The sequence below is a fragment of the Aeoliella mucimassa genome, assembly GCF_007748035.1.
GTDB classification, from domain to species: Bacteria; Planctomycetota; Planctomycetia; order Pirellulales; family Lacipirellulaceae; genus Aeoliella; species Aeoliella mucimassa.
The window spans coordinates 2,931,262-2,954,813 of sequence record NZ_CP036278.1 but is presented as its reverse complement, the minus strand read 5'-3'; the positions used below and the strand labels follow the sequence as shown (position 1 = coordinate 2,954,813).

General features: G+C 59.7%; 22 protein-coding genes. 11 read left to right on the top strand and 11 right to left on the bottom strand.

The genetic code is table 11. From position 1 onward, the window contains the following. The first annotated feature begins 72 nt into the window (after window positions 1-72). Window positions 73-450: a VOC family protein gene (locus tag Pan181_RS11840; protein WP_145247033.1), complete on the top strand. Its 378-nt coding sequence runs from the start codon at window positions 73-75 to the stop codon at window positions 448-450. Between the two features lie 204 nt (window positions 451-654). Here the strand turns inward: Pan181_RS11840 and clpX are convergent, their stop codons facing one another. Then, a complete protein-coding gene (gene clpX, locus Pan181_RS11835; protein WP_145247032.1) occupies window positions 655-1,938 on the bottom strand; it encodes an ATP-dependent Clp protease ATP-binding subunit ClpX in 1,284 nt (427 codons plus the stop codon). A gap of 430 nt (window positions 1,939-2,368) precedes the next feature. Continuing rightward, complete coding sequence (locus Pan181_RS11830; protein WP_145247031.1) at window positions 2,369-2,794, bottom strand: DUF2244 domain-containing protein; 426 nt, start codon at window positions 2,792-2,794, stop codon at window positions 2,369-2,371. A gap of 275 nt (window positions 2,795-3,069) precedes the next feature. On the opposite strand from Pan181_RS11830, the gene Pan181_RS11825 reads away from it, so the two are divergent. From Pan181_RS11825 to Pan181_RS11810, 4 genes are all read left to right on the top strand, one after another. Next, the gene (locus Pan181_RS11825) at window positions 3,070-4,839 is read left to right on the top strand and encodes a hypothetical protein (protein WP_197529191.1); all 1,770 of its coding nucleotides are present in this window, start codon (window positions 3,070-3,072) and stop codon (window positions 4,837-4,839) included. 68 nt (window positions 4,840-4,907) lie between these two features. Next, the gene (locus tag Pan181_RS11820) at window positions 4,908-5,150 is read left to right on the top strand and encodes a hypothetical protein (RefSeq protein ID WP_197529190.1); all 243 of its coding nucleotides are present in this window, start codon (window positions 4,908-4,910) and stop codon (window positions 5,148-5,150) included. Further along, window positions 5,147-5,599 (top strand): type II toxin-antitoxin system VapC family toxin, encoded by a 453-nt coding sequence (locus Pan181_RS11815; RefSeq protein ID WP_145247028.1) that lies wholly within the window; start codon window positions 5,147-5,149, stop codon window positions 5,597-5,599. The genes Pan181_RS11820 and Pan181_RS11815 overlap by 4 nt, the downstream gene beginning before the upstream one ends. 179 nt (window positions 5,600-5,778) lie before the next feature. Further along, window positions 5,779-6,150: a hypothetical protein gene (locus Pan181_RS11810; protein ID WP_231943820.1), complete on the top strand. Its 372-nt coding sequence runs from the start codon at window positions 5,779-5,781 to the stop codon at window positions 6,148-6,150. 62 nt (window positions 6,151-6,212) lie between these two features. Here the strand turns inward: Pan181_RS11810 and Pan181_RS11805 are convergent, their stop codons facing one another. Further along, a complete protein-coding gene (locus tag Pan181_RS11805) occupies window positions 6,213-7,028 on the bottom strand; it encodes a glycerophosphodiester phosphodiesterase (RefSeq protein WP_145247026.1) in 816 nt (271 codons plus the stop codon). 746 nt (window positions 7,029-7,774) lie between these two features. On the opposite strand from Pan181_RS11805, the gene holA reads away from it, so the two are divergent. After that, on the top strand, window positions 7,775-8,830 hold the full coding sequence (gene holA / locus Pan181_RS11800; RefSeq protein ID WP_197529189.1) for a DNA polymerase III subunit delta: 1,056 nt from the start codon (window positions 7,775-7,777) through the stop codon (window positions 8,828-8,830). Window positions 8,831-8,845: 15 nt separating this feature from the next. Here the strand turns inward: holA and Pan181_RS11795 are convergent, their stop codons facing one another. Next, window positions 8,846-9,811 carry a type I phosphomannose isomerase catalytic subunit gene (locus Pan181_RS11795; protein ID WP_145247024.1) on the bottom strand — a complete coding sequence of 322 codons (966 nt, stop codon included), beginning with the start codon at window positions 9,809-9,811 and terminating at the stop codon, window positions 8,846-8,848. A gap of 214 nt (window positions 9,812-10,025) precedes the next feature. Here Pan181_RS11795 and tatC point away from each other — a divergent pair, with 214 nt between their 5' ends. Next, on the top strand, window positions 10,026-11,018 hold the full coding sequence (gene tatC / locus Pan181_RS11790; protein ID WP_145247023.1) for a twin-arginine translocase subunit TatC: 993 nt from the start codon (window positions 10,026-10,028) through the stop codon (window positions 11,016-11,018). A gap of 33 nt (window positions 11,019-11,051) precedes the next feature. Here tatC and Pan181_RS11785 read toward each other — a convergent pair whose 3' ends face one another. Next, a complete protein-coding gene (locus tag Pan181_RS11785) occupies window positions 11,052-12,575 on the bottom strand; it encodes a coiled-coil domain-containing protein (RefSeq protein ID WP_145247022.1) in 1,524 nt (507 codons plus the stop codon). Beyond that, a complete protein-coding gene (locus tag Pan181_RS11780) occupies window positions 12,569-13,552 on the bottom strand; it encodes a DUF6384 family protein (RefSeq protein WP_145247021.1) in 984 nt (327 codons plus the stop codon). The genes Pan181_RS11785 and Pan181_RS11780 overlap by 7 nt, the downstream gene beginning before the upstream one ends. 216 nt (window positions 13,553-13,768) lie before the next feature. Here Pan181_RS11780 and Pan181_RS11775 point away from each other — a divergent pair, with 216 nt between their 5' ends. After that, the gene (locus tag Pan181_RS11775) at window positions 13,769-15,019 is read left to right on the top strand and encodes a cell surface protein (RefSeq protein WP_231943819.1); all 1,251 of its coding nucleotides are present in this window, start codon (window positions 13,769-13,771) and stop codon (window positions 15,017-15,019) included. 21 nt (window positions 15,020-15,040) lie between these two features. On the opposite strand, the gene Pan181_RS11770 is transcribed toward Pan181_RS11775, so the two are convergent. Beyond that, entirely contained in the window at window positions 15,041-16,468 is a 1,428-nt protein-coding gene (locus Pan181_RS11770) for a hypothetical protein (RefSeq protein ID WP_197529188.1), read from the bottom strand. 472 nt (window positions 16,469-16,940) lie between these two features. On the opposite strand from Pan181_RS11770, the gene Pan181_RS11765 reads away from it, so the two are divergent. After that, window positions 16,941-17,270, top strand: a complete 330-nt coding sequence (locus Pan181_RS11765; RefSeq protein WP_145247019.1) for a hypothetical protein — start codon at window positions 16,941-16,943, stop codon at window positions 17,268-17,270. Between the two features lie 45 nt (window positions 17,271-17,315). On the opposite strand, the gene Pan181_RS11760 is transcribed toward Pan181_RS11765, so the two are convergent. From Pan181_RS11760 to Pan181_RS11750, 3 genes are all read right to left on the bottom strand, one after another. Next, a complete protein-coding gene (locus Pan181_RS11760) occupies window positions 17,316-19,214 on the bottom strand; it encodes a Xaa-Pro dipeptidyl-peptidase (protein ID WP_145247018.1) in 1,899 nt (632 codons plus the stop codon). A gap of 123 nt (window positions 19,215-19,337) precedes the next feature. Further along, window positions 19,338-19,862 (bottom strand): hypothetical protein, encoded by a 525-nt coding sequence (locus Pan181_RS11755; protein WP_197529187.1) that lies wholly within the window; start codon window positions 19,860-19,862, stop codon window positions 19,338-19,340. Window positions 19,863-19,934: 72 nt separating this feature from the next. After that, window positions 19,935-20,402 (bottom strand): hypothetical protein, encoded by a 468-nt coding sequence (locus Pan181_RS11750; RefSeq protein ID WP_145247016.1) that lies wholly within the window; start codon window positions 20,400-20,402, stop codon window positions 19,935-19,937. 636 nt (window positions 20,403-21,038) lie between these two features. Here Pan181_RS11750 and Pan181_RS11745 point away from each other — a divergent pair. Beyond that, the gene (locus Pan181_RS11745) at window positions 21,039-22,121 is read left to right on the top strand and encodes a pseudouridine synthase (RefSeq protein WP_145247015.1); all 1,083 of its coding nucleotides are present in this window, start codon (window positions 21,039-21,041) and stop codon (window positions 22,119-22,121) included. A 68-nt stretch (window positions 22,122-22,189) separates the two neighbouring features. Beyond that, a complete protein-coding gene (locus Pan181_RS11740) occupies window positions 22,190-23,044 on the top strand; it encodes a dihydroorotate dehydrogenase electron transfer subunit (protein ID WP_145247014.1) in 855 nt (284 codons plus the stop codon). A gap of 194 nt (window positions 23,045-23,238) precedes the next feature. Here Pan181_RS11740 and rpsT read toward each other — a convergent pair whose 3' ends face one another. Further along, the gene (gene rpsT / locus Pan181_RS11735) at window positions 23,239-23,502 is read right to left on the bottom strand and encodes a 30S ribosomal protein S20 (RefSeq protein ID WP_145247013.1); all 264 of its coding nucleotides are present in this window, start codon (window positions 23,500-23,502) and stop codon (window positions 23,239-23,241) included. Window positions 23,503-23,552 lie beyond the last annotated feature (50 nt).

The following is a 23,552-nucleotide window of genomic DNA, read 5'->3' as shown; positions in this document are numbered from 1 at the left end:
TAACTGTCTCATTGTAAGATGCGGCCCGGGCGAGTCTGCCCCTCCACTAGTCTTCTTGAGCAGAGGCAAAGCATGAATCCTGTTATTTGGTTTGAAATCTACGTCGATGATCTCGATCGGGCCACTAAGTTCTACGAGCAAGTGCTCGGGATCGAGCTGAAAGAACTGGAGACTCCCGGCGACGAGCTGAAGATGATGGCTTTCCCCATGGAGATGAACATGATGGGAGCCGGCGGAGCCCTCTGCAAGATGGAAGGCATCACGGCTGGCGCGAACAGCACCATGGTCTACTTCGCTTGCGAAGACTGCGCGGTGGAAGCGGACCGTGTGGAAGTCGCCGGCGGCAAAATTCTCAAGCCGAAGTTCTCCATCGGCCAGTACGGCTTCATTGCCATTGCCTACGACACCGAAGGCAACATGTTTGGATTGCACACCCCGCCTGGTATGTAACCGCAGCTTGCTGCAGGCGAGCTGAGCCAGTCCACACTCATCAAAAGAAAAGAGCCCGGGCACGATTGCCCGGGCTCGATAATGATGGCGACTTAACCCCCGGCGGCCGGAGCCCCAGGCTTGAACGTCGTCCATCCATGGATACGTTGTAATGGCGTTTGGCGGGAAGCAGCGGTTCGGCCGCTTCCCACGCTTAGCCTTTGGTTATGCACTCTTGTTGACAGGTGTCTCATCGTCGAACAACTTGGCGCGACCTTCGACGATATCGTCGGTGATCACGTAACGCTGTCCGCGAGGTTGGTCGGGCAGGTCGAACATGATGTCGAGCATCACGGTTTCGATAATCGACCGCAGGCCACGAGCACCGGTCTCGCGTTCGGCAGCTCGGCGGGCAATTGCCTTAAGAGCTTCGTCCGTAAACTTGAGATCGGCATCCTCCATGCCAAAGATGTGCTGATATTGGCGAGTTAACGCATTTCGTGGTTCGGTTAACACGCGTACCAGGGCATCTTCCGGCAGTGGACGCAGCGAGCTGACCACTGGCAAACGGCCTACCAACTCGGGGATCAGGCCAAATTCCACCAGATCGTCGGCTTGTACTTCCGAGAGTGCATCGCCGAGGCTCAGCTCGTGGCCGGCCCCATCGCTTTGCGTAAAGCCGATGCTGCGGCAGCCCAGACGCTTGCGAACGATGTCTTCGATACCGGAGAACGTACCACCACAGATGAACAGGATGTTGGTGGTGTCGAGCTGAATGTACTGCTGCTCGGGATGCTTGCGTCCCCCTTGCGGCGGCACATTCGCCGTGGTGCCTTCGAGCATCTTCAGCAGTGCTTGCTGAACACCCTCGCCCGACACGTCGCGGGTGATCGACACGTTCTGGCTGGTTTTGCCAATCTTGTCGATCTCGTCGATGTAGAGAATACCCCGCTGGGCGGCTTCGATATCGAAGTCGGCTGCGTGCAGCAGCTTGAGCAGCAGGTTCTCGACGTCCTCGCCCACGTAGCCAGCTTCGGTCAGCGTGGTCGCGTCGCCGATGGCGAACGGCACGTCGAGCGTACGAGCCAGGGTGCGTGCTAGCAACGTCTTGCCGCAGCCGGTGGGGCCAACCAGCAAGATGTTGGACTTATCGATTTCGATATCGTGTTCGTCGTCGGCCACCATCAGTCGCTTGTAGTGACTGTGGACAGCGACGGCCAACACGCGTTTGGCAGCCTCCTGGCCGATGACGTAATGATCCAGTTCGGCCACGATTTCGCGTGGCGACGGAATCTTGCTGAACAGTTGCTTGCTGCCACCGCGTCGTTTGCGTTCCTGATCGAGAATGCTTTGGCATAGCTCGATGCATTCCCCGCAGATGTAAACGTCGCCTGGTCCTTCGACCAGCGGGCCAACATCACGGTAGCTCTTACGACAAAACGAACAAAAGGCGTTCTTCTTCGAAGTTCCGCCTCGGCGTGTGCTAGTTAGATCCCTGCTTGAGGGCATGATTGCTCCTTCCCCGTCTCGTGTGCCTGGGTGGTAATCCTGATCGGTTGCCAACCAGGTTCTTCCTGTGGTGTCGCTCGATGACACAAACGTTGTCCGTCTTGCTTTTATGAGCCCACATCTCGTCGTCCCGACGAGGCGTTGCTGGGAGGGCTGGACTCAGTGCTTGACGATTGCTTGTGACTTCACGCGAGGCGAGGCTTCCATGTCCACGCTCTGTCGAGCAGTGTTCGAACTCCAATACGCAGTACCGATGGTTTCCGTTCATCGACCGCCTTCCCTTCTTTGGGCCACTTCCTTTGCGGACCCTGGCACAACCGCGCTAGGTGCACTTAATGCCCGCGGGAGTGTCAATTGATATAGGCTGGCTGGTCGTTATCTTTTATCGCTAACTTGCTCGTTCCGTGGCAAAGCTGGCGGGCCGTGGCGGTTATGACTTGTTTGGATCCGAGTCGTTGCCAAGCTCGCTATGAAGTTGCGTTGCTAGCTTTGCTTTTATTGTTCGGTATTCACCATCGCTAAGCGTACCCCGAGAATGCAAATCTCGGAACTTGGTGAGCAGTGCACTGGGGTCGTCCTCGTCAGTACTGGAGTTATCGCGCAACTTTCCCAGCAGCGATCCGTGTTTTCGATACCTTCGAAACAGTATCACAGCCACGGTTAGCAGCGCAAATATCAACGCGAACCACAAAGTGGCCGTAGCTAACCCAAAGGCATTCTTCGTCCAAGTTAACGCAACAATTCCCAGCACCTTCAGGTCCCGTCGTTCGGCGGTGTTTGCCCCGAGCGGCGGCCGATCCGCCTGCGGAAACGGCAACCACCCAATATTATGGGCAAATCGGCCGTCGTCGTCCATATTAACTATTTTGACTCCCGAAATATCGCTTTTTGCCCTCGGAAATAGTCTGTCTATCGAAGGCCATCCGGTGGTTGTTTCGCCTGCGACACTCTTGTCCCTGGGAACCAGCTGGCAACCCGCGCGACGGAAACCGCACCCCGCGCGCCCAAAATTCTTCCAAAGCCGCACCCCCTACTCAACCGATACATCTTCGCAGGGGGGCTGCCAGATGTGTTGCGGCAGCCAGTCGGTTGGGGGGACTAGCCGACGTTTTTATAACGGCTTGAATCGATTTGGCTGTGCGCGCAATTACCTGTCTATACGTACGTCTGGTGCTCTCGATGGTGCTCGCCGCTCTGGCGAACAGCACCCTCACTTACGCTCAGACCTCTGCTCTGCCCGATCCCGTTTACTGGTCGCAACAGGTGTTTGTCATTCCCTACCAATGGGACAACACCAATGCCGCCAGCGATGCGGTCGCGGTCAAGCTGTACCTGTCGCAAGACCAAGGGCGCACCTGGAACGAGATCTCGCAAGCCAAGCCCGAGTTGCAGGGATTCAACTATCACGCACCAAGCGACGGGGAATACTGGTTTAGTATTCGCACGTTCGACAGCCAAGGCCGCGCCTGGCCTGAGGGACCGTATCAACCCGAGCTAAGGGTGATCGTCGATACGCAAAATCCAACCATCCAGTCACTTACGGCTGCTTTAACGCCCGAAGGTATGGTGACTGCTAACTGGCAAGCAACCGACAGCAACTTCGACCCGCCGCGGGCGAGCATGCAGTATCGTTTGCCGGAGAGTCCGCAATGGCAGAGCGTTCCGCTCAATGGAATGCAGTCTCCGTCGCCGAACGTGCTGCAAGGCTCGGTGCAATGGCAAGTTCCCACGTCGGCTGCGACCGTTTACGTAAGGCTCGCCGTTCGCGACAAAGCAGGCAACGTGCAAGAAGCAGGGGCCGAAGCGCGAGTCGGCGGCGTGCCGAACACGCAGCTCGCCAATACCACTCGGCGAATGCCACCGCTCCACCGCGCCGAAACTTGGCCGAGCGATGGCCAGTCGCAGGTTCCCTTGGGAGCCCCGCCCGCCAGTGCGTACCAATCGATCACTACCAACACGGGAGCCCCGCCGCGCAGCAATAGCCTGGCGTCGCTACCGAGCCTGAACACCAATACTCCGCTGATGCCTCGCGAATCGGTGGCAACTAACTCTCCATTCCGACTTCCGAGTTTGAGCGACAGCCAAGCGGCCGGGGCGACCACCAACACTTCGTTAGGGTTATCGCCGCCCGAATTGAGTCGTCCGCAAAACAGTCCACTTGGTAATCCGCTGGGTAATCCGCCGAGCCAGGTCTCGGGCGGGTGGAATACGCAAGGCACCGCGCCGAGTAGCGGTGGTGTTGGAATGGGATTGCCTAACACGAGTAACCGCGCACCTTCGACTAGTTTGCCGATCCAGTACCTGAACCGTACTGAATTCGAGATTGGCTATAACGTCGATATGGCGGGTACTGCGGGCGTGACTCGTGTGGAGTTATGGGGAACTGAGAATGGCGGCCAAAGTTGGCAGCGGTTGGCGGTCGATACCGACAATCGCAGCCCGATACTTGTGGCTGTTCCAAAGCCGGGTGACTACGGCCTGGCCATCGTCGTGGCCACCGCGGGCGGAATCGACCCAGTCCGCCCGCGGCCCGGCGACGAACCACAGATGATGGTTCGCGTCGACACGACGGCACCGGTTGCCCGGTTCACGGGCATCCAGCAGGGGACCGGCCAGTTTGCCGATCGCCTGCAAATCGATTGGCAACCAGGCGACCCCACCGAGGCAGTGCTGTTGTCGTACAGCAGCAGCCCGTCGGGCCCTTGGATCTCGATTGCCAATCAGCTGCCCAACACCGGGCAATACTCGTGGCGTCTCGGTCGTCACTTGCCAGAGCAGTTGTACCTGCGTATCGATACCCGCGATCTATCTGGCAACACTTCGACCGACCAAACAGGAGTCCCGGTGCAAATCAGTCTGCCAACCCCAAGCGGCACGTTGGGCGCCGTGCGGGGGCTGTAGATCCGAGTCGCCCGGCGACTCGCCATCGACTATACTTGTGCAGAGGAGACTCTATTATGAGCACAGGTATGAGCCACGATAATTTGCAGTACATCGAGCAGTTGGTCGCTTCTGGCATATTTCGCACCCGCGACGAAGCCATGAACGAGGCGATTGATTTGCTCCGTCACCGCATCGAGTCGCAGGACACCGATTCGGAGGCTTACGAGTCCTGGTCCGCTCGATTTGAAGAGTGGCTAGCAGGCCATGGCGATATCGAGGCCGTTGCCGAAGACGACCGCGAAGGTATCTACGCCGGGCGAGGGGAATGATTGTTCTGCTGGATACCAATCTGTTGTTGCGTGCCATGCAGCCAAGCCATCCCGACAGCGGCGTCGCTCGATCGGCTATGCATTCGTTGAGAGCGGTCGGGCACCAGCTTTGTGTCGTCCCGCAAGTTGTCTATGAATTCTGGGTCGTTGCTACGCGTCCAACTGAAGTGAATGGATTGGGTTTGTCTACGGAGCGAGCCAATCTTGAAGTTGATCGAATGGTCTCTCTTTTTCCCCTTCGCCGCGACGAGCGATCCGTCTTCGACCACTGGCGGGATCTTGTCGCTACCTATCAGGTTGCGGGCAAGAAGGCACACGACTGTCGACTCGTTGCCGCCATGGTCCGCCACGGCATCAGTCACATCCTGAGCTTCAACCATGCTGACTTCACCAGGTTCGAAGAGATTACCGCGATTTCACCAGCGAAGTTAGATATACAGAAGCGATAAGAGGACCTAAAGCGGCACGTTGGGTGCCGTGCGGGGGCTGTAGATCCGAGTCGCCGAGAGAGCGTATCTCTCACCACCCACATTCTGGGAGACGCACCAATGTGTGGTACAATAGCAGTATCACTTTTCAAGCGTTCTCATCGTTCAGGGGGGTTATAGCTATGCTCGAAAGTCCTCTCGTGGCTGTTGTTTTGCTTCCGATCTTGTGGTTCGTAAGCGAGTTTCAAGATAAGCGGTGGCCTCGCATTCTGTTAGGCATTGGGGCGATTGGTATGAGTTACTTGGTAGCCTCTGCTGTTGGCGGGGTGCAGAGTCTTGGAGACAATGCCTACTTCGGCAATGCATCCCAACAGCTCGTCGACACGACAGTAACGCAGCTTGAAGCCGATAATGCAGAGCAAGTGCTTAAAGAGTTAAAGACGCTGCAAGATAAATACCATCCAACCTACGAAAACCGTGCGGACTATGAAGAACTCGTCGAAGAGTACAGCCAGAGCTTCGCAGAGGATTCCCCGGCAGAAACAACAGACGGTGAACCAGCGGAGGAGTGAGGTTGCTAACGTCTTGTCCGATTGGTTTTCGGTCAGTACGCAATACCGCTCAGCTCACTCCCTCACGGCAATCCCTCTTTCACCTTCTGAATCGCCATTGGGATGTCGGTGCAGTGCACGTCGACTCCCAGGCCGATGGCCAGGTAGAAGTCTTGCGGCGATCGGCCCGGCCAGCAGTTCACTTGGAACCCCTCGGCGTGGGCCTGTTCCACCAGGTCGCGCGACGTGCCGCTGATGCGGCAGGCGATGTGGTTGGCCTGTAGTTCCTTGGCCTCGGCGATGAACTCCGGCGTCAGCGGGGCGCTCTTGATAAACGCCGTGCGGGCGTCGGCGTCGAGTCCGCGGATCGCCTTGAGCGGACGCTTATCGAACGAAGTGAACACGTACTTCGAACCAGCGGGCTGCAGCCGGGTGGCCGCTTCGTGCAGCTTCACGCAGTACTCGTCGATGCGACTATCGGGGTACAGATCGTGGTTCTTGGTCTTCATCTCCAGCTCGATCATCACGCCTGGCTTGTCGGCAAAGTACTCGAGCAGTTCGTCGAGGAACAAAAACGCTTGGCCCTGCTTGGTGGTAATCTGCTTCAGCTCGTCGGCGGTCATGTGTTCGACCGCTCCGGTGCCGTTGTGGGTTCGTTTCAGGTCGTCGTCGTGCAGGATCACGAGCACGCCATCCTTGGTCATGCGAATGTCGGTCTCAAACCCGCGAATGCCCGCCTCGTAGCAGGCGCGAAACCCTTGCATGGTGTTCTCTTCGTACTCGTAGGCCCCCCCTCGATGGGCGAGAATCACCGGCACCGCGTCCTGGGCAACCGCCGAGGAAACTTGAGTAAGCAGCGTACTGACCAACAGACCACACAAAGCGACGCGGAACATCATGAAAGGCTCAATCAACGTAAGAGAAAGGGGCCGCACCAACTCGCCAACCGCCATTCTCCCCGCCGCGCAGCGGGAATGCAACCGTGACAGTTCTACGCTTCCGGCACCAGTGAGAGCCGAAATTGTGGATTCCTAAGTCGAGTTGAAGCCCGCAGGCTATCGCGGCAATGGTACTTCACAGATAAAGCACCGATAGCCCGCCACAAATCCATGCCCGTCCGTGTCGATCCGTGGCTCCACCTTTTCAGAAACGCGTAGGCCGCTTGGGCTTCGCTGGTCCACCGAACAAGGCAGTGCGGACTTCGAAACGCTTGCGGGCGACGATCGGTAATCCTCTCTCTAGGTCCGCTCCAACTGGCCAATAATCGTTGTTGAAAACGGGCGGCAAACTGGTCTAATAAGGGTCGCCTTGGGCTGCCAGCTGGCGGGGTGTCGAGCGTTGTGCGACACCTTGGCCGGCGACGTGGTATCGAGGTCGTGTGTCACCTGAACCGGTGAGAACGCCTGGGGTTCGGGGCGAAAAATAGATTCCCATGGGTGGGAATCTATTTCGGCCTCCGTCGCTAGGTGTGGTAGTCGTAACGCGTTACCTAGTAATGGCTTACGACGCCTGAGGGAGCTGCAAAATAGTTTCCCAACGGATGCGTTTTCCAGAAATGGGAATCTATTCGTCCCCCGCAGCTCCCTACCAAACCCCTCCTCTGGAGGGGCAATCCCCAACACCCTACTTCGAACTCCCAACCTTCATGCTCTCCCTCGAATTTCTGACTGCGAAGACCCTGCCCGAGCGAGGACCGTTGTGCGCGGTTTACGGCGACGACGACTACCTGCGGCGCGAGGTGCTGCTGGCGCTCAAGGGGGGCGAGGCGGCCGACGTGTACACCGGCAAGGACGTGGAGTGGCGCGACGTGCACGATGCGTTGACCACGGCCAGCTTGTTTGGCGACGACGCGAACATGGTGATCGTTGAAGAGGCCGATCCGTTCGTCAGCACGTACCGTGAGAAGCTCGAGGCGTGGGTTGCCTCGCCGCAGGGCACGCGGACTCTCGTGCTGGAAGTGAAAACCTGGCCGAAGACCACCCGCCTGGCCAAGGCCACGGATAAGGTCGGGCTGGCGGTCGATTGCGGAGTGCCGGCCGACAACAAAGGGGGCCGGCAGTCGAAGTTCATCACCGCTGCGAAGAAGTGGCTGACCCATCGGGCGAAGCACGTGCATCAGGCGACGCTCGAGCGCGAGGCGTGCGAGTGCTTGTTCAACCTGTTGCCGCTGTCGCTCGGGCTGATGGACCAGGAGGTCGCCAAGCTGTCGCTGATGGCCGACTCCGGCGCGATTACCGCTCCGTTGGTGGAAGCCAACGTTGGCGACTGGCGCACCCGCCAAACGTGGGACATGATCGACGCGATGGTCGAAGGTCGCGCGGCCGAGGCCTTGAAGCAACTCGATCGGCTCCTCGCGGCCGGCGAAGAGCCGATTCCGATTCTTGCGCAGGTGGCTTACACGCTCCGCAAGTTTGCCACGGCCAGCCGACTAGTCGAGCAAGGCGAAGCGGCCGGCAAACGCCCTTACTTTCCGCAGATCATGATGAATGCGGGGTTCTGGAAAAACAAAACCGACGAGGCCACCAACCAACTGAAAGCGATCGCCCGCCCGCGAGCGATGCAGCTTTCGACTTGGTTGCTAGAGATGGATCTCGCGATGAAAGGGCATAACAGCACCCCCAGCGGCGCCCGCTTGGAGCTGGAACGCTTGATCGTCCGCCTGTCGGGCGAGGCTTCACCGCGGCGGATGGCTCGGTCGTAAGCCGCCGACCGCGAGTTAAGGCAGGTACATGTCGAGCCAGGTGCTCGGCTGGTTAGGAGCGAGCGTGATTTTCTCGCACGCCGCTGGCACCAGCACGGTTTGGCCCTGCTTGAGTTCCAGCGTGTAGTCGCCAGCAGTCAGCGTGACGTCGCCGTCGAGTACCGAGATCAGGTGGAAGCGTTCGGCCAGATCGAGTTCGAGCGATTCGCTACGCTTCGCCCGCTCGAGGATGAACTTGTCGCACTCGACCAGACGCTCGACACCTTCGACCGCGGTGGGTTCGGGCGTTTGAGGATCGACTGGTCCGCGGGCGTAGTTGGAGACTTCCAGCGACTCTTCGATGTGCAGCGGGCGCGACTTGCCTTCGGCGTCGACCCGGTTCCAGTCGAACAAGCGGAAGGTCGTGTTGCTGGCCTGCTGGATCTCGGCGATCACCAGACCTTCGCCGAGGGCGTGTACGGTGCCAGCTTCGATGAATACGCAGTCGCCAACTTGCGGCTCGAACGCGTGCAGGCATTCGTCGCTCGTGCCCGACTCGATGGCGGCGGCCAGCGACTCGCGAGTGGTGCCAGGCTTCAGTCCGGCGTAGATTTGGCTGCCTGGCTCCGAAGCGAGCACCACCCAGGCTTCGGTCTTACCGAGGTCGGGCGGGTCGAGCTTCGCGCCTTGCTCGTCGTTAGGGTGTACCTGCACGCTAAGCGTCTTCTTGGCGTCGAGGTACTTGAAGAGCAGCGGGAAGATCGGCTGCGGGTAATGCTTGCCGAAGAGGGCTTCGCCATGCTCGTCGACAATCTGGTGCAGCGTGCGGCCAGCGAGGGGGCCTTCGGCGACCACGCTTTGGTCGTCGCCATGGTCGACCGCTTCCCAGCTTTCGGCGTAAGTCGGGCCGTCGCCGATCGGCTTGGCGAGCAGCGTCCCGAGCCGGCGGCCTCCCCACAGGTATTCCTTGAACAATGGCTGAAAACGTAGGGGATAAAGCATGGCAGCAGACACGGGCTAGAGACGGAAGGGGAAAACGGATCGCAAGCCATCATTATCGGAAGTTTCGGTGTTTTCGCTAGTTGGGGCCGGGTTCCCCTAGGCTGGAGCTGTGGAGCCAGTGGGACCTGTGGCCGCCGGCTGTTAGAATAGAGGACTCCGCGGGCCGAACTGGTATCGGCCCCAGCACCCACCTTCGAGCCCCCTCCCAACGCAGATGCCCGCGCACGACGACCTGTTTGAGAAGAGCAAAATGACCTTCGGGGAACACCTGGAGGAATTGCGAAGTGCGCTGATCAAGTCGATTCTGGCGATTGCCATCGGTTTTCTGATCGGCATGTACTTCGCCAGTTGGTTCGTCGGTAAAGTGAAGGAACCGCTGCAAGACGCGATCGACGAGTACGTGCTCGAAGAGTCGACCGAGCGATACACGCAGGAGTTGCTGGAGCGCAAGAAGAAAGGGGAGGACATCCCCGAAGACATCGACGCAGCGGTCAAGATTCGTAAAGAGAAGGGGTTGGCTCCCAAAATCGTGTTCATGGAGCCCAAGCAGCTCGGCATCGAGTCGGATGAAGAGTTAGTGCCGATCACCCAGTGGCAGCGAGTGGAGGACAACGCGAATCAGATCATCGCTACTGGGGTGACACAGGGCTTCATGGTGTGGATCAAGGCCGCGCTTGTGCTTGGCATCGTGTTCTCGAGTCCCGCGGTGTTTTGGTTTGTCTGGCAATTTGTCGCAGCGGGGCTCTATCCGCACGAAAAGCAATACGTGCACATCTTTTTGCCATTTAGCCTACTCCTGTTCCTCGCTGGGGCTGCGTTGGCCTTCTACGGGGCGATTTACTACGTGCTGCAGTTCTTGTTCTCGTTCTACAAGGTGCTTGGCGTCGCGCCGTATCCGGTGATTAACGAGTGGATGAGCTTCATCATGTTCCTGCCGATTGGTTTCGGCATCGGCTTTCAGTTGCCGTTGGTCATGCTGTTCCTCGAACGCATCGGCATCTTCAATGTGCCGCTTTACTTGAAGCAATGGAAGATTGCGGTCGTCGTGATTTGCGTGATCTCTACGATCCTCACGCCAGCCGATCCGCAGAGTATGATCCTCATGGCGGTGCCGCTGGTGATTCTCTACTTCGGTGGTATCGGACTGTGCCGCTACATGCCGCGGCGGAAGAAGCCTTTCTCCGAAGTGGTTTCCGGAGAAGAGTAGTCTGGCTCGCTTCTCTTGCTGGTTAGCGGTGGCTTAGAATCCTCGACCGGTGGTGAACCCCCCGCCGCGCCGGTGGGGTGGGCGGTGCGACGAGCGGCGTTGCTGCTGCCGCGCGGGGCCTCGGCGGTGCATGCTGCGATTGGCCGCCTGGCGCATGGCTTCGCCGGCCACTTCGATCAGTACGTTCCCCAGCACGTGCGAAACGTCGCTATCGAACAAGCCCCCCAGGTCGTTCCATTGATCACTGGAATCGTCGTAGCGAGGGCGGACGAACTGCTGGTACCGGCGGACCGTGCTCCACAAGCCTTCCGAGGTGTTGTTGCCTTGTAGGTATCGATCGACTTCGCGCGAGACATCGAGTTGCCGCGAGAAGAACGACCGCCGCGAGTCGAACTCGCTGGCTCGGAACTTTCGCATTACCTGATCGAGCCCCGAGATTTTCTCGTGCCAGACCTCCAGCTTGCCACGATCTTCATGGCTTTGCTGGCGGGCATCGCGGAGTTGCTGGTTGCAGTGCTGGATCTCGCTAAAAATGTTGTCGTCGGTGGTTTGCGGAGTCGCCCGGGTGCGGATCGCCAGTGCGGTCTCTTCCATCGACCCGAGAAACTCCTTCAGCCGATTCACGCCTGCTTCGTAGTACTCGTTTTCACGCTGCTCTAGCGAGGCAATCTCGTGCTCAATCTGAGTGCGGGCGTCCTCCAGTTGGCGAAGCTCAACCAGGCATTGCTCACGCTGTTTGCCCTGTTCGGTGCCTTGCTGTAGGACGTTGGTCAAACCGATTTCGTCGGATAGACGGTCCTCGATCGCTTCGATCTGTTCCATGAGCGAGGTGAACTCGCCGCGCCGGCGCTCGACCTCGGCGGCCATGAGTTCAGGAGTCTTCTGCAGGAACTCGTAGCCCTGGCGGTTCTTGTTGTAGTGCACCAGCTTGGCCACCCAGCGGTCGAGCTGGCGGGTGAGTCCGCGGCCGCGATAGTCCGCGGTGCCAAACCCTCGTCGGTGCAAGTACTGGAACATCCGGCTCTTGCGATACGCGGGAAGCTTCGCAGCGACTTCGTCGCGCATCTCGGCCACGCGAAGCTCATTGCGCTTTAGTTCGGTCTCGGCAGCCAAGGCTTGTTGCGAGAGCGTTTGAAACTCGCTGTGCGTCCGCAATCGCTCAGCGAGCACTTTTTCTAGCTCGTCGCGTTTGGTTGCCAGCTCGTCGAGTCGATGCGTCAGCTGGTCGATTTCCGTTTCGAGCTTGCCGCGACGGTCGAGGTTGTCGTCCCAGGCGGTTTGCAGGTCCTTTTCGCGCTGCTGCTTGGTGTGCAGCAGTTGTTGGAGATGACCACGGACCTCGCGAAACTGTTTAGCAATGGTTTCGCTCGACATGTCGGGCAGGTAATGCTGCGCCAGTTCGACGAGCGACTCGCCCCGGCGTTCGATAACGTCCTGCATGAACTTATCGAGTTTGTCGAGATCGGCGCGGACCCCTTCGGCTCGATGACGGGCGTCTTGCACGGCCCGCTCAAGTTCGCGAAGGATATCCCGACCGGTGATTTGGGTGCCTACCACTGAGTGATCTGCCTTCCTCGTTCCAATGTCACGCCGGATCCGTTCTGCAGCGTGATCTCCAGCTCGGGCTCGCCGCGGCGCTTCACGGCGAACTCCCGCGAGTCGAGAATGCCATCGGCCTCTTTGTCTGCTTTCAATTGCTCAAACACCTCGAGCGGTACTTGCTCGGCCCATTTCGTGACGGTGACCATCTGCCCCGATTCGGCGTTGCGAACCTGCGTCGGAACCGGCTGCCCCCGGGAGTCGACCGCTTCGACGATGACGTACGAGCCGGAGACGCCGCCGGTGTCTTCGACCAACCGCTCGATGCCCGACAGGCCATCGTTGGGGATCATTAATCGGTATTCGGCGTTTAGCACCGATTCTTGCTGCAGTAAGCGAGATTTTAGTTGTTCGAGGGCCGAGACCTCGCCGCGGTCGCGGTAGCTGGCCGCTTCGGCGCGGGCTGCTTCGGCCTGGCTCGTTACTTCGGGATTGGTCGAGAGTGTTTCGATCGACTCTACGACTTTGATGGTCTGACTGTAGGTTTGCTGCGCCCGCAATTCGTTCTGGCGGTCGCCAGGGAGGAGACCACCGAACCACATGCCCCAGGTCAGCAGGGCTGCGGCCGCCAGGGCCAGGGTCCAGGCGGTGATCGTGTAGCGACGCACGTACACGCTGGCCAGAAACGTCTGGAAGCCAGGCTCGGGGGTCTCGAACTCGTGCAGATTATCGAAGTACTGCTTGATCGCAACTTCGATCTGCTCGTCGGTCACCGGATCGCCTGCCAGATCGGCCGCTTCGCGGAGTTTCTGCCGCAGCAGAACGATGGTATCCTCGCGGTTCAGCTCTCGCTGGGCGATCGACCGCTCCTTGCGAAGCGTCCGGGCGACATCCATCACGCGGGTCATTTCGTCGAGCGTGAGCTTGCTTTCCGCCGATTCGACGTCGAGATCCAACTGGGAAGGTTGGGCAGATTGTTGCGCCGATTTGCTCATGCGAGATCTCAAGTCCGCTGCTGTGCTACCAAGGAGTGGGGAACCGGGGGGCCGGGCCGCGATGCGCCGAAACCCACGGCGGGAAGCTTGTCGGCTCGGTACAATTATTGTTTACTGATGGACGGACGCCAAGCGGACCGCCGGTGGGGCGAAACACTTGCACGGCACGCTTCTCGCCGCGAAATCCTTCACTCTTTTACGTCAAAGGCTCAGCAGATGGCACAGGAATCGGCACAGCAAACCCAATCGGCCCCCAAGCGGACTACCCAGAAATACATGGACCGTGCCTTGGAGGTGCTGGAGAAGTTCGGCGTGGCGACCGGAAAAGACGTGCAGAACGAGCTGATTCGCCTGCTTGAGGAGGTCCGCCATGTGGACGAAGCCCGGGCGCTGGCGATCGCCAACACGGTGAAGCACATGAGCGAGTTCAACCAGCTAGTTCGCGACAACGTGGAGGATATCAACGTTGGCAATCGGTATCTCGAAATCAGCCAGATGTTCGACTCGATTCGCGAAGACTCGAAGAAGCTGATCGCCCAACTAGACGACGGCAAAATCGGCTTTATCGAGAAGATGTCGAACCTGTGGATGAAAATCCGCCGAGGCACGCCGCACGATCGTTTTGAGAAGATCGTGGATGTCTACCAGGACGTTTGCAAAGACACGAAGGATCAGCTGGAGCGCGAAGAGATCATCATGGATGGTTACATCGACTTCCGCTTCGCCTTGAAGGAAGCCGAGATCCTCTCGCGGGAATTGCTCGAAATGCAGCTACCGAATCTCGAAGCCGCCAAGGAAGCGATGGGCAAGGCCCAGCAAGCGGTGCAGGACTACACCGGCGAGGACGAAAGCCAACGCTCGCGGCTCGAGCTCGAACGCGACGAAGCTCACGACCGCTGGAAGAAGGAAGATCGCATCTACCAGCTCTGCAAAGATGTCGCGGAGAACCTGGCCATCGGTTACGACGTCGGCGAGACCCTGGTTACCAAGCTCCGCCAGACGCACGATGTGAAGGAGCAGGTGTACCGCCGGGCGGTGACGTTCTTCACGACCAACGAGCACGTGTTTACCATCCTCGGCACGGTCTACACTTCGCAGCAAGGGCTGCACGAAGCAACCCAGTCGACCGAAGCCCTCAAAGAAGGCGTGAACAAGAGCCTGGAGGACGTTGCCGACTTGGGACGCGAGCTGGAAAAGGCGGCGTTGAAGGCTGGTTACGGCTCGACCATCAGCCCGCAGTCGCTCGAGAAGCTCGTAAAGGCGATTTCGGATTACCAGGTCGACTCGCTGAAGATGATCGCCGACCTCCGCAAAGAAAGCGAAGAGAACGCCCGCGAAATCCGCCGGGTGGTTGAACAAGGCAAAGCCCGCTATCAGAGTACGCTGGCCAAGTTTGCCATGGGCGGCGAGCTGACTTCGCAGGAGACCACCGACGAGGATTCGCCTTGGTCCGATAGCTCGAAGTAACGCAGTCCGCCTTCGGGCAGCTTACTCTTTGATTTCGAACTCCACCATCGATTTGCCGATTTTGCCGCTCAGGCGGTCGCGAATCTGCAGTTGCAGCTGGTACTTGCTGGCGTAGATTCGCTTCGGCATGGTGATGGTGTATTCGATGTAAAAGTCCTGCCGTGGGCGGTTGCAGTAGTCTTCCACACTGGCGAACTCGCCCCCTTCCACGCGATTGCCGCTTTGGTCGAGCACTTCGTAGCTGGTCGCCAGCGACGTGTGATAACCGCGTTCGGTCGATTCGCTGCGGAAGTTGTCGATTTCGGCATACAGCCGGATGGTCTGCCCTGGAGTAAATCGGTTCTCCAACGGCTTGTCGATATCGCCGAATCCGTACACCTTGTTGCAGAAGGTCACGTTGCGAACGATCAGGTTCGAGAGTTCTCCCAGCTTGCCAACCGCTTCGGAGAGTTGCTCCGACGCCGCACTTGCGCGACGTTGCTCGTCGGGCACGGTCTGGTAGTCGAGCAGCGTCGCGAGGGCGAAGAACTGGCTTTGCCAGTACGCTTGTTCGGTGGGGGTGAGACCCGGGATCGGGGCGAGCGCCTTGTCGCGATCGCCGTTGGCCAGGTGCATCAGCCGCAGTCGCACGTGCTGGTAGGCTTCCTCGGTGCTGCGAGGATCGTCGGTCGCTTTGGTCGCAAGCTGCTCGATGGCACCCGCCAGGGCGTCTTCCCAGTTGCGAGGTTCGTCGACTGGTTTCGAATCGTCGGCTACTTCTTCGTGGCTCGCTTGCTGTACTGCTTCTCCTTCCGGCTTCGCCGCTTCGGCTGCAGCCGCAGGAGCTGGCTCGGCAGCCGCTGGTGGTTTGACAGGCGGAGCAGCCGGCGTTTCGGCCGGGGCAGGTGCCTCGGCGGCCGGCGCTGGTGGAGTTTGTGCTGGTGGTGGAGTTGGTGCAGCCGCAGGCGTTTCAGCCGCCGGGGCGGCGGGAGTTTCCGCCGGAGCAGTCGCTGCCAGTGGAGCGACCGGCGGAGCCGCCCCTTCGGGAGCAGTGTAGGGGGGAGGATCGAACGTGGTCGACGGGGCACTCGACATCGGCAGCCCCGCGGTGTGAACGATGGGAGCCTCGGTCGCTTGTTGTTCGGCCAAGGCTTCGGCCGCTTTTTGGTTCAGCAGAATATGTTCTTGCCAGCTCGCCCGCAGGTTTTGAGCGGTGAGCGCACGGAGCGAGGGTTTTACTTCCTGCAGTCGGGCTACCATGATGGCGGCCGCGTGCGGATCGGTCGCTGCAACGATCTGGATTTCGTGCAGCACCGCTCCGCTGGGATCGAGGTCTTCGGCCCCAACGGGAGTGATCACGTTATTACCGGCCGTGGTGGCCGAAGCCGCCGAGGCGAGTTGATTCGGATCCGTGAACGAGGCGGTCTGTTGTACCGACGGGGTTGTCGAAGCCGAGCGCTGATCAACCAACGTTGGCGAATCGGACGCTGCGGAACCCGACCATGGCAGTGCACGACAGCCGGCGAGACCCGAGCAAACAATCAGCAGTGTTAGGCAGCGTAATGCGGACACGATGATTTTGGTGGGCAAGTGAAGGCGGGAGTGATAGCAACCAAGCGGCCAGATAGTAGAAAAACCGCAGCTCCTCGGCAAGACAAATGTGGCCGGTTCCCAAGCTGGATTTCCGAACACGCTAGCACCGCACGCCGAAGAACTCGCGTGCTGCGGCCGAACCAATCGTTCAGGTCGACGTAAACGAAATCACCGCCATGATGCCTGAAACTGGCGGTTTAGCGACTTTTTTCAGGACGGCTGGCTGCGAAGCCGATGCTAGCTGACGGACGCGCTAGCTGGCACGGAGCCGGCTCGTATTGGCACGTCACCGTGAGGGTCGTACAATCCCCGCCCCTCATCAGCTTCCTCTGCGAATAAGGACGGAACCATGAATCAGCTGGCCAGTAAACTTGGTGTCTTAGCGTTGCTGCTCGGCACCGCGGTCGGTTGCAATCCGTCGGTTCGCACGCCGCGGCTCTACAATCCAGGGCCAGCGGGGTATCAGCGGTATCAGGCCGATCATTACTACGATCCCTATCCGCTGCCGGATGCAGGGCCCGAGATCGTGGGTGGTCGCCCCCGCGATTTCCAGGCGCCGCGTCCCGAGGTCGAGCGGGCCCGCCAGTACACGTACGAGCGCCAGCAAAAGCAGTTCGTGGTGCCAGCACCGCAGGCGAACTACATCCAGTCGCAACCGACTTACGCACCAGTGCAATAAGCACTGAGTCTGATAGATGTCGCAGGGCGTTCGACGCAGCGCGGGTTACTCTTGAGCGGGGGCTTCTTCGGCTGGGGCTTCTTCGGCTGGGGCTTCTTCGGGCTCGGGATCTTTGAAGGCTCGCTGCCAGCCTTGCTTGCCATCGACCACTGGCAGCTTGAAGCTCGTGCGATCGAGATCCACGGTGATTTCGGTACCCGGCTTCGGCCAGAGTGTGAAGTCCTGGTCGCTGGAGAAAATCATCAAGCCGATCTGCTGGCCCGCGGGAATCACTTGATCGTCGGGCTGCAGGGCGAACTCCACGTCGACAAACTTACCTGGCTCGAGCGGCTCACTCTCCGTGATCGAATGGCGATTCTGAGGATCTGCCCAGCCGCGGGTGATGATGTTATCGGTGATTCGACGGTCGCGGTTCGATTCCCAGGGGAGCGAGACCACCCATACCGAGAGGTTGGCCGCTTCGCGATCGCAGGCCATCCGCACTTTGATGGTCGCCGTGCCCGACAGGTGCAACGGCTGCTTGAGCTTAGGGGTCAAGTAGATCAGGCGATGCTCGGTCCACTCAGCGCGGGCGAGCGACTCGCCGTTGAACGAGTAGTTGTCGATCAGCTTCTCTTTGCCTTGCTTGCCTTTGACCTTCAGCAGCAGTTCCCCTTGCTCGGGGGCACCCTTCTTCAGGTGCAGCTCCACCATCTTGGCGGCTGGGTTCGGGTAGCTCTCGTACGGGGTCGGCTTCTCGCGATCGTCGTGCTCGCGGACAATCCACGCTCGAGGGTCGTTCTCTACTCCGTTTTCGACGCCGTGCAGGTAGCGAGTGAACCAACGGTTCATCATTTTCATCGGCGGGGGACCACCGTGGCCCCCTTGGTGGTAGTAGACCTGCACCGGCAGCCCGCGGTCGCGGGCCGCGTCGATGATTCGCAAGCTGTGCTCCGGAACCACGTTCCAGTCGTTGAAGCCGTGGGCCATGAGCAGTGCGCACTTCATCGAGTCCATCTTGTTCAAGTAGTCGCGGCTCGCCCAGAAATCGTTGTAGTCGCCGGTCTTGCGATCCATGTTCATGTGGAACAGTTCTTCGCGAATGCACTCGTTGCAGTGCTCGCGCATCGCTTCGTCGCCGGAGTGAATGAACTCGTACAAGCAGTCGATGTCTTCGCCCATGTAGCCGCCTGGGTGACGCACCAGGCCGTTCGAGCGGTAGTAGTGATAGTACGACGTGTTCGGGGCGATGGGGATGATGGCTTCCAGGCCTTCGACGCCGGTGGTGGCCGCGGCCAATGGCAGCGTGCCATTGTACGAAGTGCCGGTCATGCCAATCTTGCCAGTGCACCAACCTGCGGTTACGCGATCGAACCCATCGACCGTTGTGTAACCATTGGCTCGGCCGCAAAGCCAGTCGATCACTGCCTTGGGGGCGAGCGATTCGTTCTCGCCGCCGACGGTCGGGCATCCTTCGGACAAACCGGTGCCAGGCGACGACGAATGCACCACGATGTAACCGCGTGGTACCCACTCGTTCGCGTGCGATTTCGAGATGATCGGCCGCATGCCGCGACGCTCGACTTCGGGCGAGAGCTTACGTTCTGGCGGATCCGCACCCAACTCCTGATGGGGGTCCCACATATGTTCCGAGTTCGAAGGGGACGTGCCGGCGAAGTAGGGGCTCGTCACGTACACCACCGGTAGCTTCAGCCCTTCGGTCTCGGTCTGGCGAGGGCGGGTTACACTTACGTGCATGCGGTCGAGTTTACCATCGTCGTCGGAGTCGAACTCGGTCTCCACCCACAGGTCGTGTCGCAACCAAAAGTCAGAGTCTTTGAACGCCTCGACCTCTTGGGCTTCGCCATCTTTGAACACCGGCACCGCCCGATTGTCGTCGGCCTGAACCATTGATGCGGATGCCAGAAAGACCCAACTAAACAGAATCGCGAGCGAATACTTCATCGGTGGAACTCAGGAAGCTCAGGAGGCGGGAAATCGTGAAGCTCCTAGTATGCGCACCGGTCGGGGCAGGGGGCAATGAGGCACCGTTGCGCCTGCCCGCTCGGGACTGTTTTCCGCGAGGCCTCATACGCCTGACTGGTTGGCTGCTTTCACCGCTCCAGAGTACTCCCAGGCGACCCCGGCAACTACCAGGTAGACAGCAGCCAGCCCGGCCGAAGCGGCATACTCGTACAGATTCGAGAGATTGTTTGGCAGACCCCAGCTCGGCACCAATTCCAGAAACAACACATGCGGGGCGATGAAACAGAACAGCACTGCCGCGGAGACAAACACCATTTTTGCTCCCCACGACATCACCTGGTTTACTGGTAACGCCGCGGCCAGCAGCAACCACCAGCACGTGCCGACCAACGCATACGCATAGCCGGTGTGTCTGGCGACTCGGTACGGTTGTGTCACCACCGGGATCAGTCCGCACGCCAGGCACACCAGTGCGGTGAGCACCAACAGATCTTTCAGCCGTAGTCCGCGGCTATGCTTCTGGGGAGAACGTTGAAGTGCCAAGACAGCCATCGCAGGAAGCCCGCAGAGGGACGCCAGCACTACCCAGCCAAGTATCGAGGCAAAGGTAGGACTAACGACAACCATTTGCAGTCTCCAGGAGCGAATGCCAGCAGATTAACATTCGATGACAGATGATCGCTAGCCGCACGCCCGGCCTCACTTGGCGGCGAACTTGTCCAGCAATTTTCGTCCCTTGGAGAGCCGCTGGTGACGGGCGAAGAAGGCATCGACCTGGCGCAGCCGGCGCGGGGGAGTGTAGCCAACAGAGCAGCCACTCCCGGCGAACGAGAATCCCCGGTCGTTCAGGTCGCGAACCACCTCCCAAGCGATGACGTCTTGTTTCTTCGGCGCTCGAAAGTCGAGTCCCATGGCAGCCATCGCCTTTCCGCATTGAGGGCAAGTGCTGACATCGTCGTAGTACTGCTGGCGGAACTCGCTCCAGGTAATCCCGAGCCGGGCTTCTACCTTCTCGAGTTGCTGGCCACGGTTCACGAACAGCTGGTGGTAGGTGCGCGATAGCCCCTTTTGCTCCGCCCAGTCGACCATGGCTTTCTTCTTGAAAGTCTTGCGACAATCAAAGCAGGCAAAGTGCGATTTGTAGGTTTGATAACTATAGCGACACATCTTGAGGCTCCGTTCGCGCCGATCAGTCACGGCACTTATTTGATACATAGGTTGTTTTAACTTTGAGACATGCCAGCAGACCGAAAGGTTCCATCCAAGTGCGCGAAAACCGCACTTTCTTACTATTCGCGACTCGCCCCGCAACCTTGGGGGGAAACTGGTTGATTATTTCGACCAATTGGGGGCGGGAATCGACAGAATCGGACTCAATATCTTGGTTGATTTAGGTGGGAATTGGCCACTCGTTGTGGTAGTGTATAGGTGGTCAGTGGTTACTGGAAGGTGCCGCTCGCCAGCTAGCACGCTCCCGCTCTGGGGACGCAACGTGGTGGCCATTTGATTTGCCCCCACCCCTGGGGGCACTATTCGCAAGCCATGGTTCGGAGATGGACAACAAACCCCCAAAAAGCCCGCCGAAATCGAGCCTCTCTGGCATTTGGCCGCCGAGGGTTTTGCCCCCACGAATCGATTTCGCGGTTTTGGGGGCAAAACGAACCACCGAGATCCGCTGGGCGGTCGCCTGCGACGAACCCCGTGGTGGAGACCACATTATTGCGGGATGGACCACTGACAAAAGCCCCCCGCGCTGGAGTAGAATAGAGCGTTTACCAATTTCAGGCCGCTGAGTTCCCTACGATGCCCCCCAAAAAGTCACATCAAAAATCTGCCGCCTCCAAAGGTCGTAAGCCGTCGGGGACGCCGCGCAAAGGCACTGGCGGCAAGGGAGCACCCAAAAAGAAGGGGGCCCCTAAGAAAGCCACCGCTGGTAAGGGGGCTGCCAAGAAGGGCACCTCCATCCGTGGACCCGCGAAGCCCGGCGGCCCGAAGAAAGCGGCCGCCAAGAAGAGTGCTGGCAGCAAATCTGGACCAGCCAGCAAACCGGGGCCGGGCGGTAAATCGAAGCCGGCCGGCAAGTCGGGGCCCGGCCTGAAGTCCGGCGCACCGAAGAAGCCACGCCCACCCAAGCGGAAGCGTACCCCGCAGCCGGCGAGCGATTTGCCGGGCGATCGACTGCAGAAGGTGCTCGCCGCAGCCGGTCTGGCGAGTCGCCGGGAGTGCGAGGAGCTGATTCTCGAAGGTCGCGTGCAGGTCGATGGTCAGGTGGTCGCCGAACTCGGTACCCGGGTCGATCCCTCCACGCAAACGATTCACGTCGACGGCGAACCGCTTCCCAAGCCACGCCTGGCCTACTACGCAGTGAACAAGCCAACCGGAGTGGTGTCGACCGCCAACGACCCGTCGGGGCGCCAGCGGGTGATCGACCTGTTGCCGCCGAGCTTGGGGCGACTCTACAACGTCGGTCGACTCGACATGGCCAGCGAAGGGCTGATTCTCGTCACCAACGATGGCGAAATGGCCAACCGGCTGACCCATCCCAGTCATGGGGTCGAGAAAACCTACAACGTGCAGGTGGCCGGCGTGCCCGATCGCGAGGTGCTCGATCAGCTCCGCAAAGGCGTTTACTTTGCCGAAGGCAAGGTGAAGGTGGTGCGGGCCAAGATCAAGAGCAGCCGCAAGCAGTCGACCGTACTCGAGATCGTGCTCGACGAAGGTCGCAACCGCGAGATTCGACGCATGCTGGCCAAAGTGGGCCACAAAGTGCAGCGGCTGGTCCGCATTGCGGTCGGCCCAGTGCGGCTGGCAGAGATGCCACCCGGGGCGTATCGTAGACTCACCGCGGCCGAAGTTCGCGACCTCCGCAAAGCGGCCAAACTGTAGACCATCGCCGGTGCTGCCCTGCAGTGCCCAAAGCCATCGATTTTCCCTCCTAGCCCACTTCGACCAACATGCCATTTGCTCTGGAAGCCAACGCCCTGACGGTGCCCGTTGTGGAGAACGTGCAGCTCGCCTCGCGGACGTATCGCGTACGGTTCGAATGCCCGCAGATTGCCGAAACCGTGGTGCCAGGGCAGTTTCTCATGCTGCGACTCACCGGTTCGGGCGATCCGCTGCTTGGCCGGGCGTTTGCCATGTACGACACGGTGGACGACTCGGAGGGCCGGCCCACCTACGTCGACGTGGTGTACCTGGTGATCGGCAAAATGACCTCGCGCTTGTCGCAGTACCAGCCGGGCCAGATGCTCGACGTATGGGGCCCACTTGGCAACGGATTCACGATTCCCGAGTGCGATCACCTGTTGATGGTCGCCGGCGGCATCGGACAGACCCCGATGCTCGCGCTCGGTAAGGAGCACCTGGGGATCCGCGGGTATGGCTCGCCGCCGCGTACCGTGTCGGCTCCCGACAAAGTGACGCTGCTCTATGGAGTTCGCTCGCTTGATCTGGTGGCCGGCGAAACCGACTTTCGCTCCGCTGGCATCGACCTCCGCATCGCCAGCGACGACGGCAGCATCGGCCATCACGGGTTCGTTACTGAGTTGCTCGAGCAAGCACTCGCCGAGTCGGCTGGCCAGCGAGTGCAGGTCGCCTGCTGCGGCCCGGAAGTGATGATGGAGCGTGTGGCCGAAATCTGCCAGGCCGCGGAAACGCCTTGCCTGGTATCGCTCGAAACGCCGATGGCCTGTGGCATCGGTATCTGCTTTAGCTGCGTCGCCAAGGTGCGTCAGGAAGATGGCACCTGGGACTATCGTCGCACGTGTGTCGAAGGCCCGGTGTTCGACGGCTGCTCGATTGAGTGGTAACCCTAGCGAGGCGCTCGCGCTCGGCCACTTTGCACTCGGCCGCACTGCGGCAAGTAGATTGATTCCAACACACTAAACACAAACAGCCGACGAGCTACGCCTCGTCGCCTAAGAATAAAGGAGACGAAAGGTAGCTCGTCGGCTATCGCGCAGCGGAACCGGCTGCGTGAGTCCGAAGCGAGGTGCAAACGACCTTACTTGATTGCCTTGATGGCCTTCGACAGGCGGCTCTTCGTGCGAGCGGCTACGTTGGCGTGGATCACCTTCTTGGCAGCAGCTTGGTCGAGCTTCTTGGTCGCTACGCGGAAAGCAGCTTCGCTATCCACCACGTTGCCGGTGGCGATCATCTCGCGAACCTTGCGAATCTGGCCACGGACGTGCGACTTCACGGCACGATTGTGGGCATTGCGAGCAATGTTCTGGCGAAGACGCTTCTTGGCACTTTCAGAATTAGGCATGTTCAGTTAACCGTTGAAACTCTTGAATGTTCGTAGAACCCCCTCTCCAG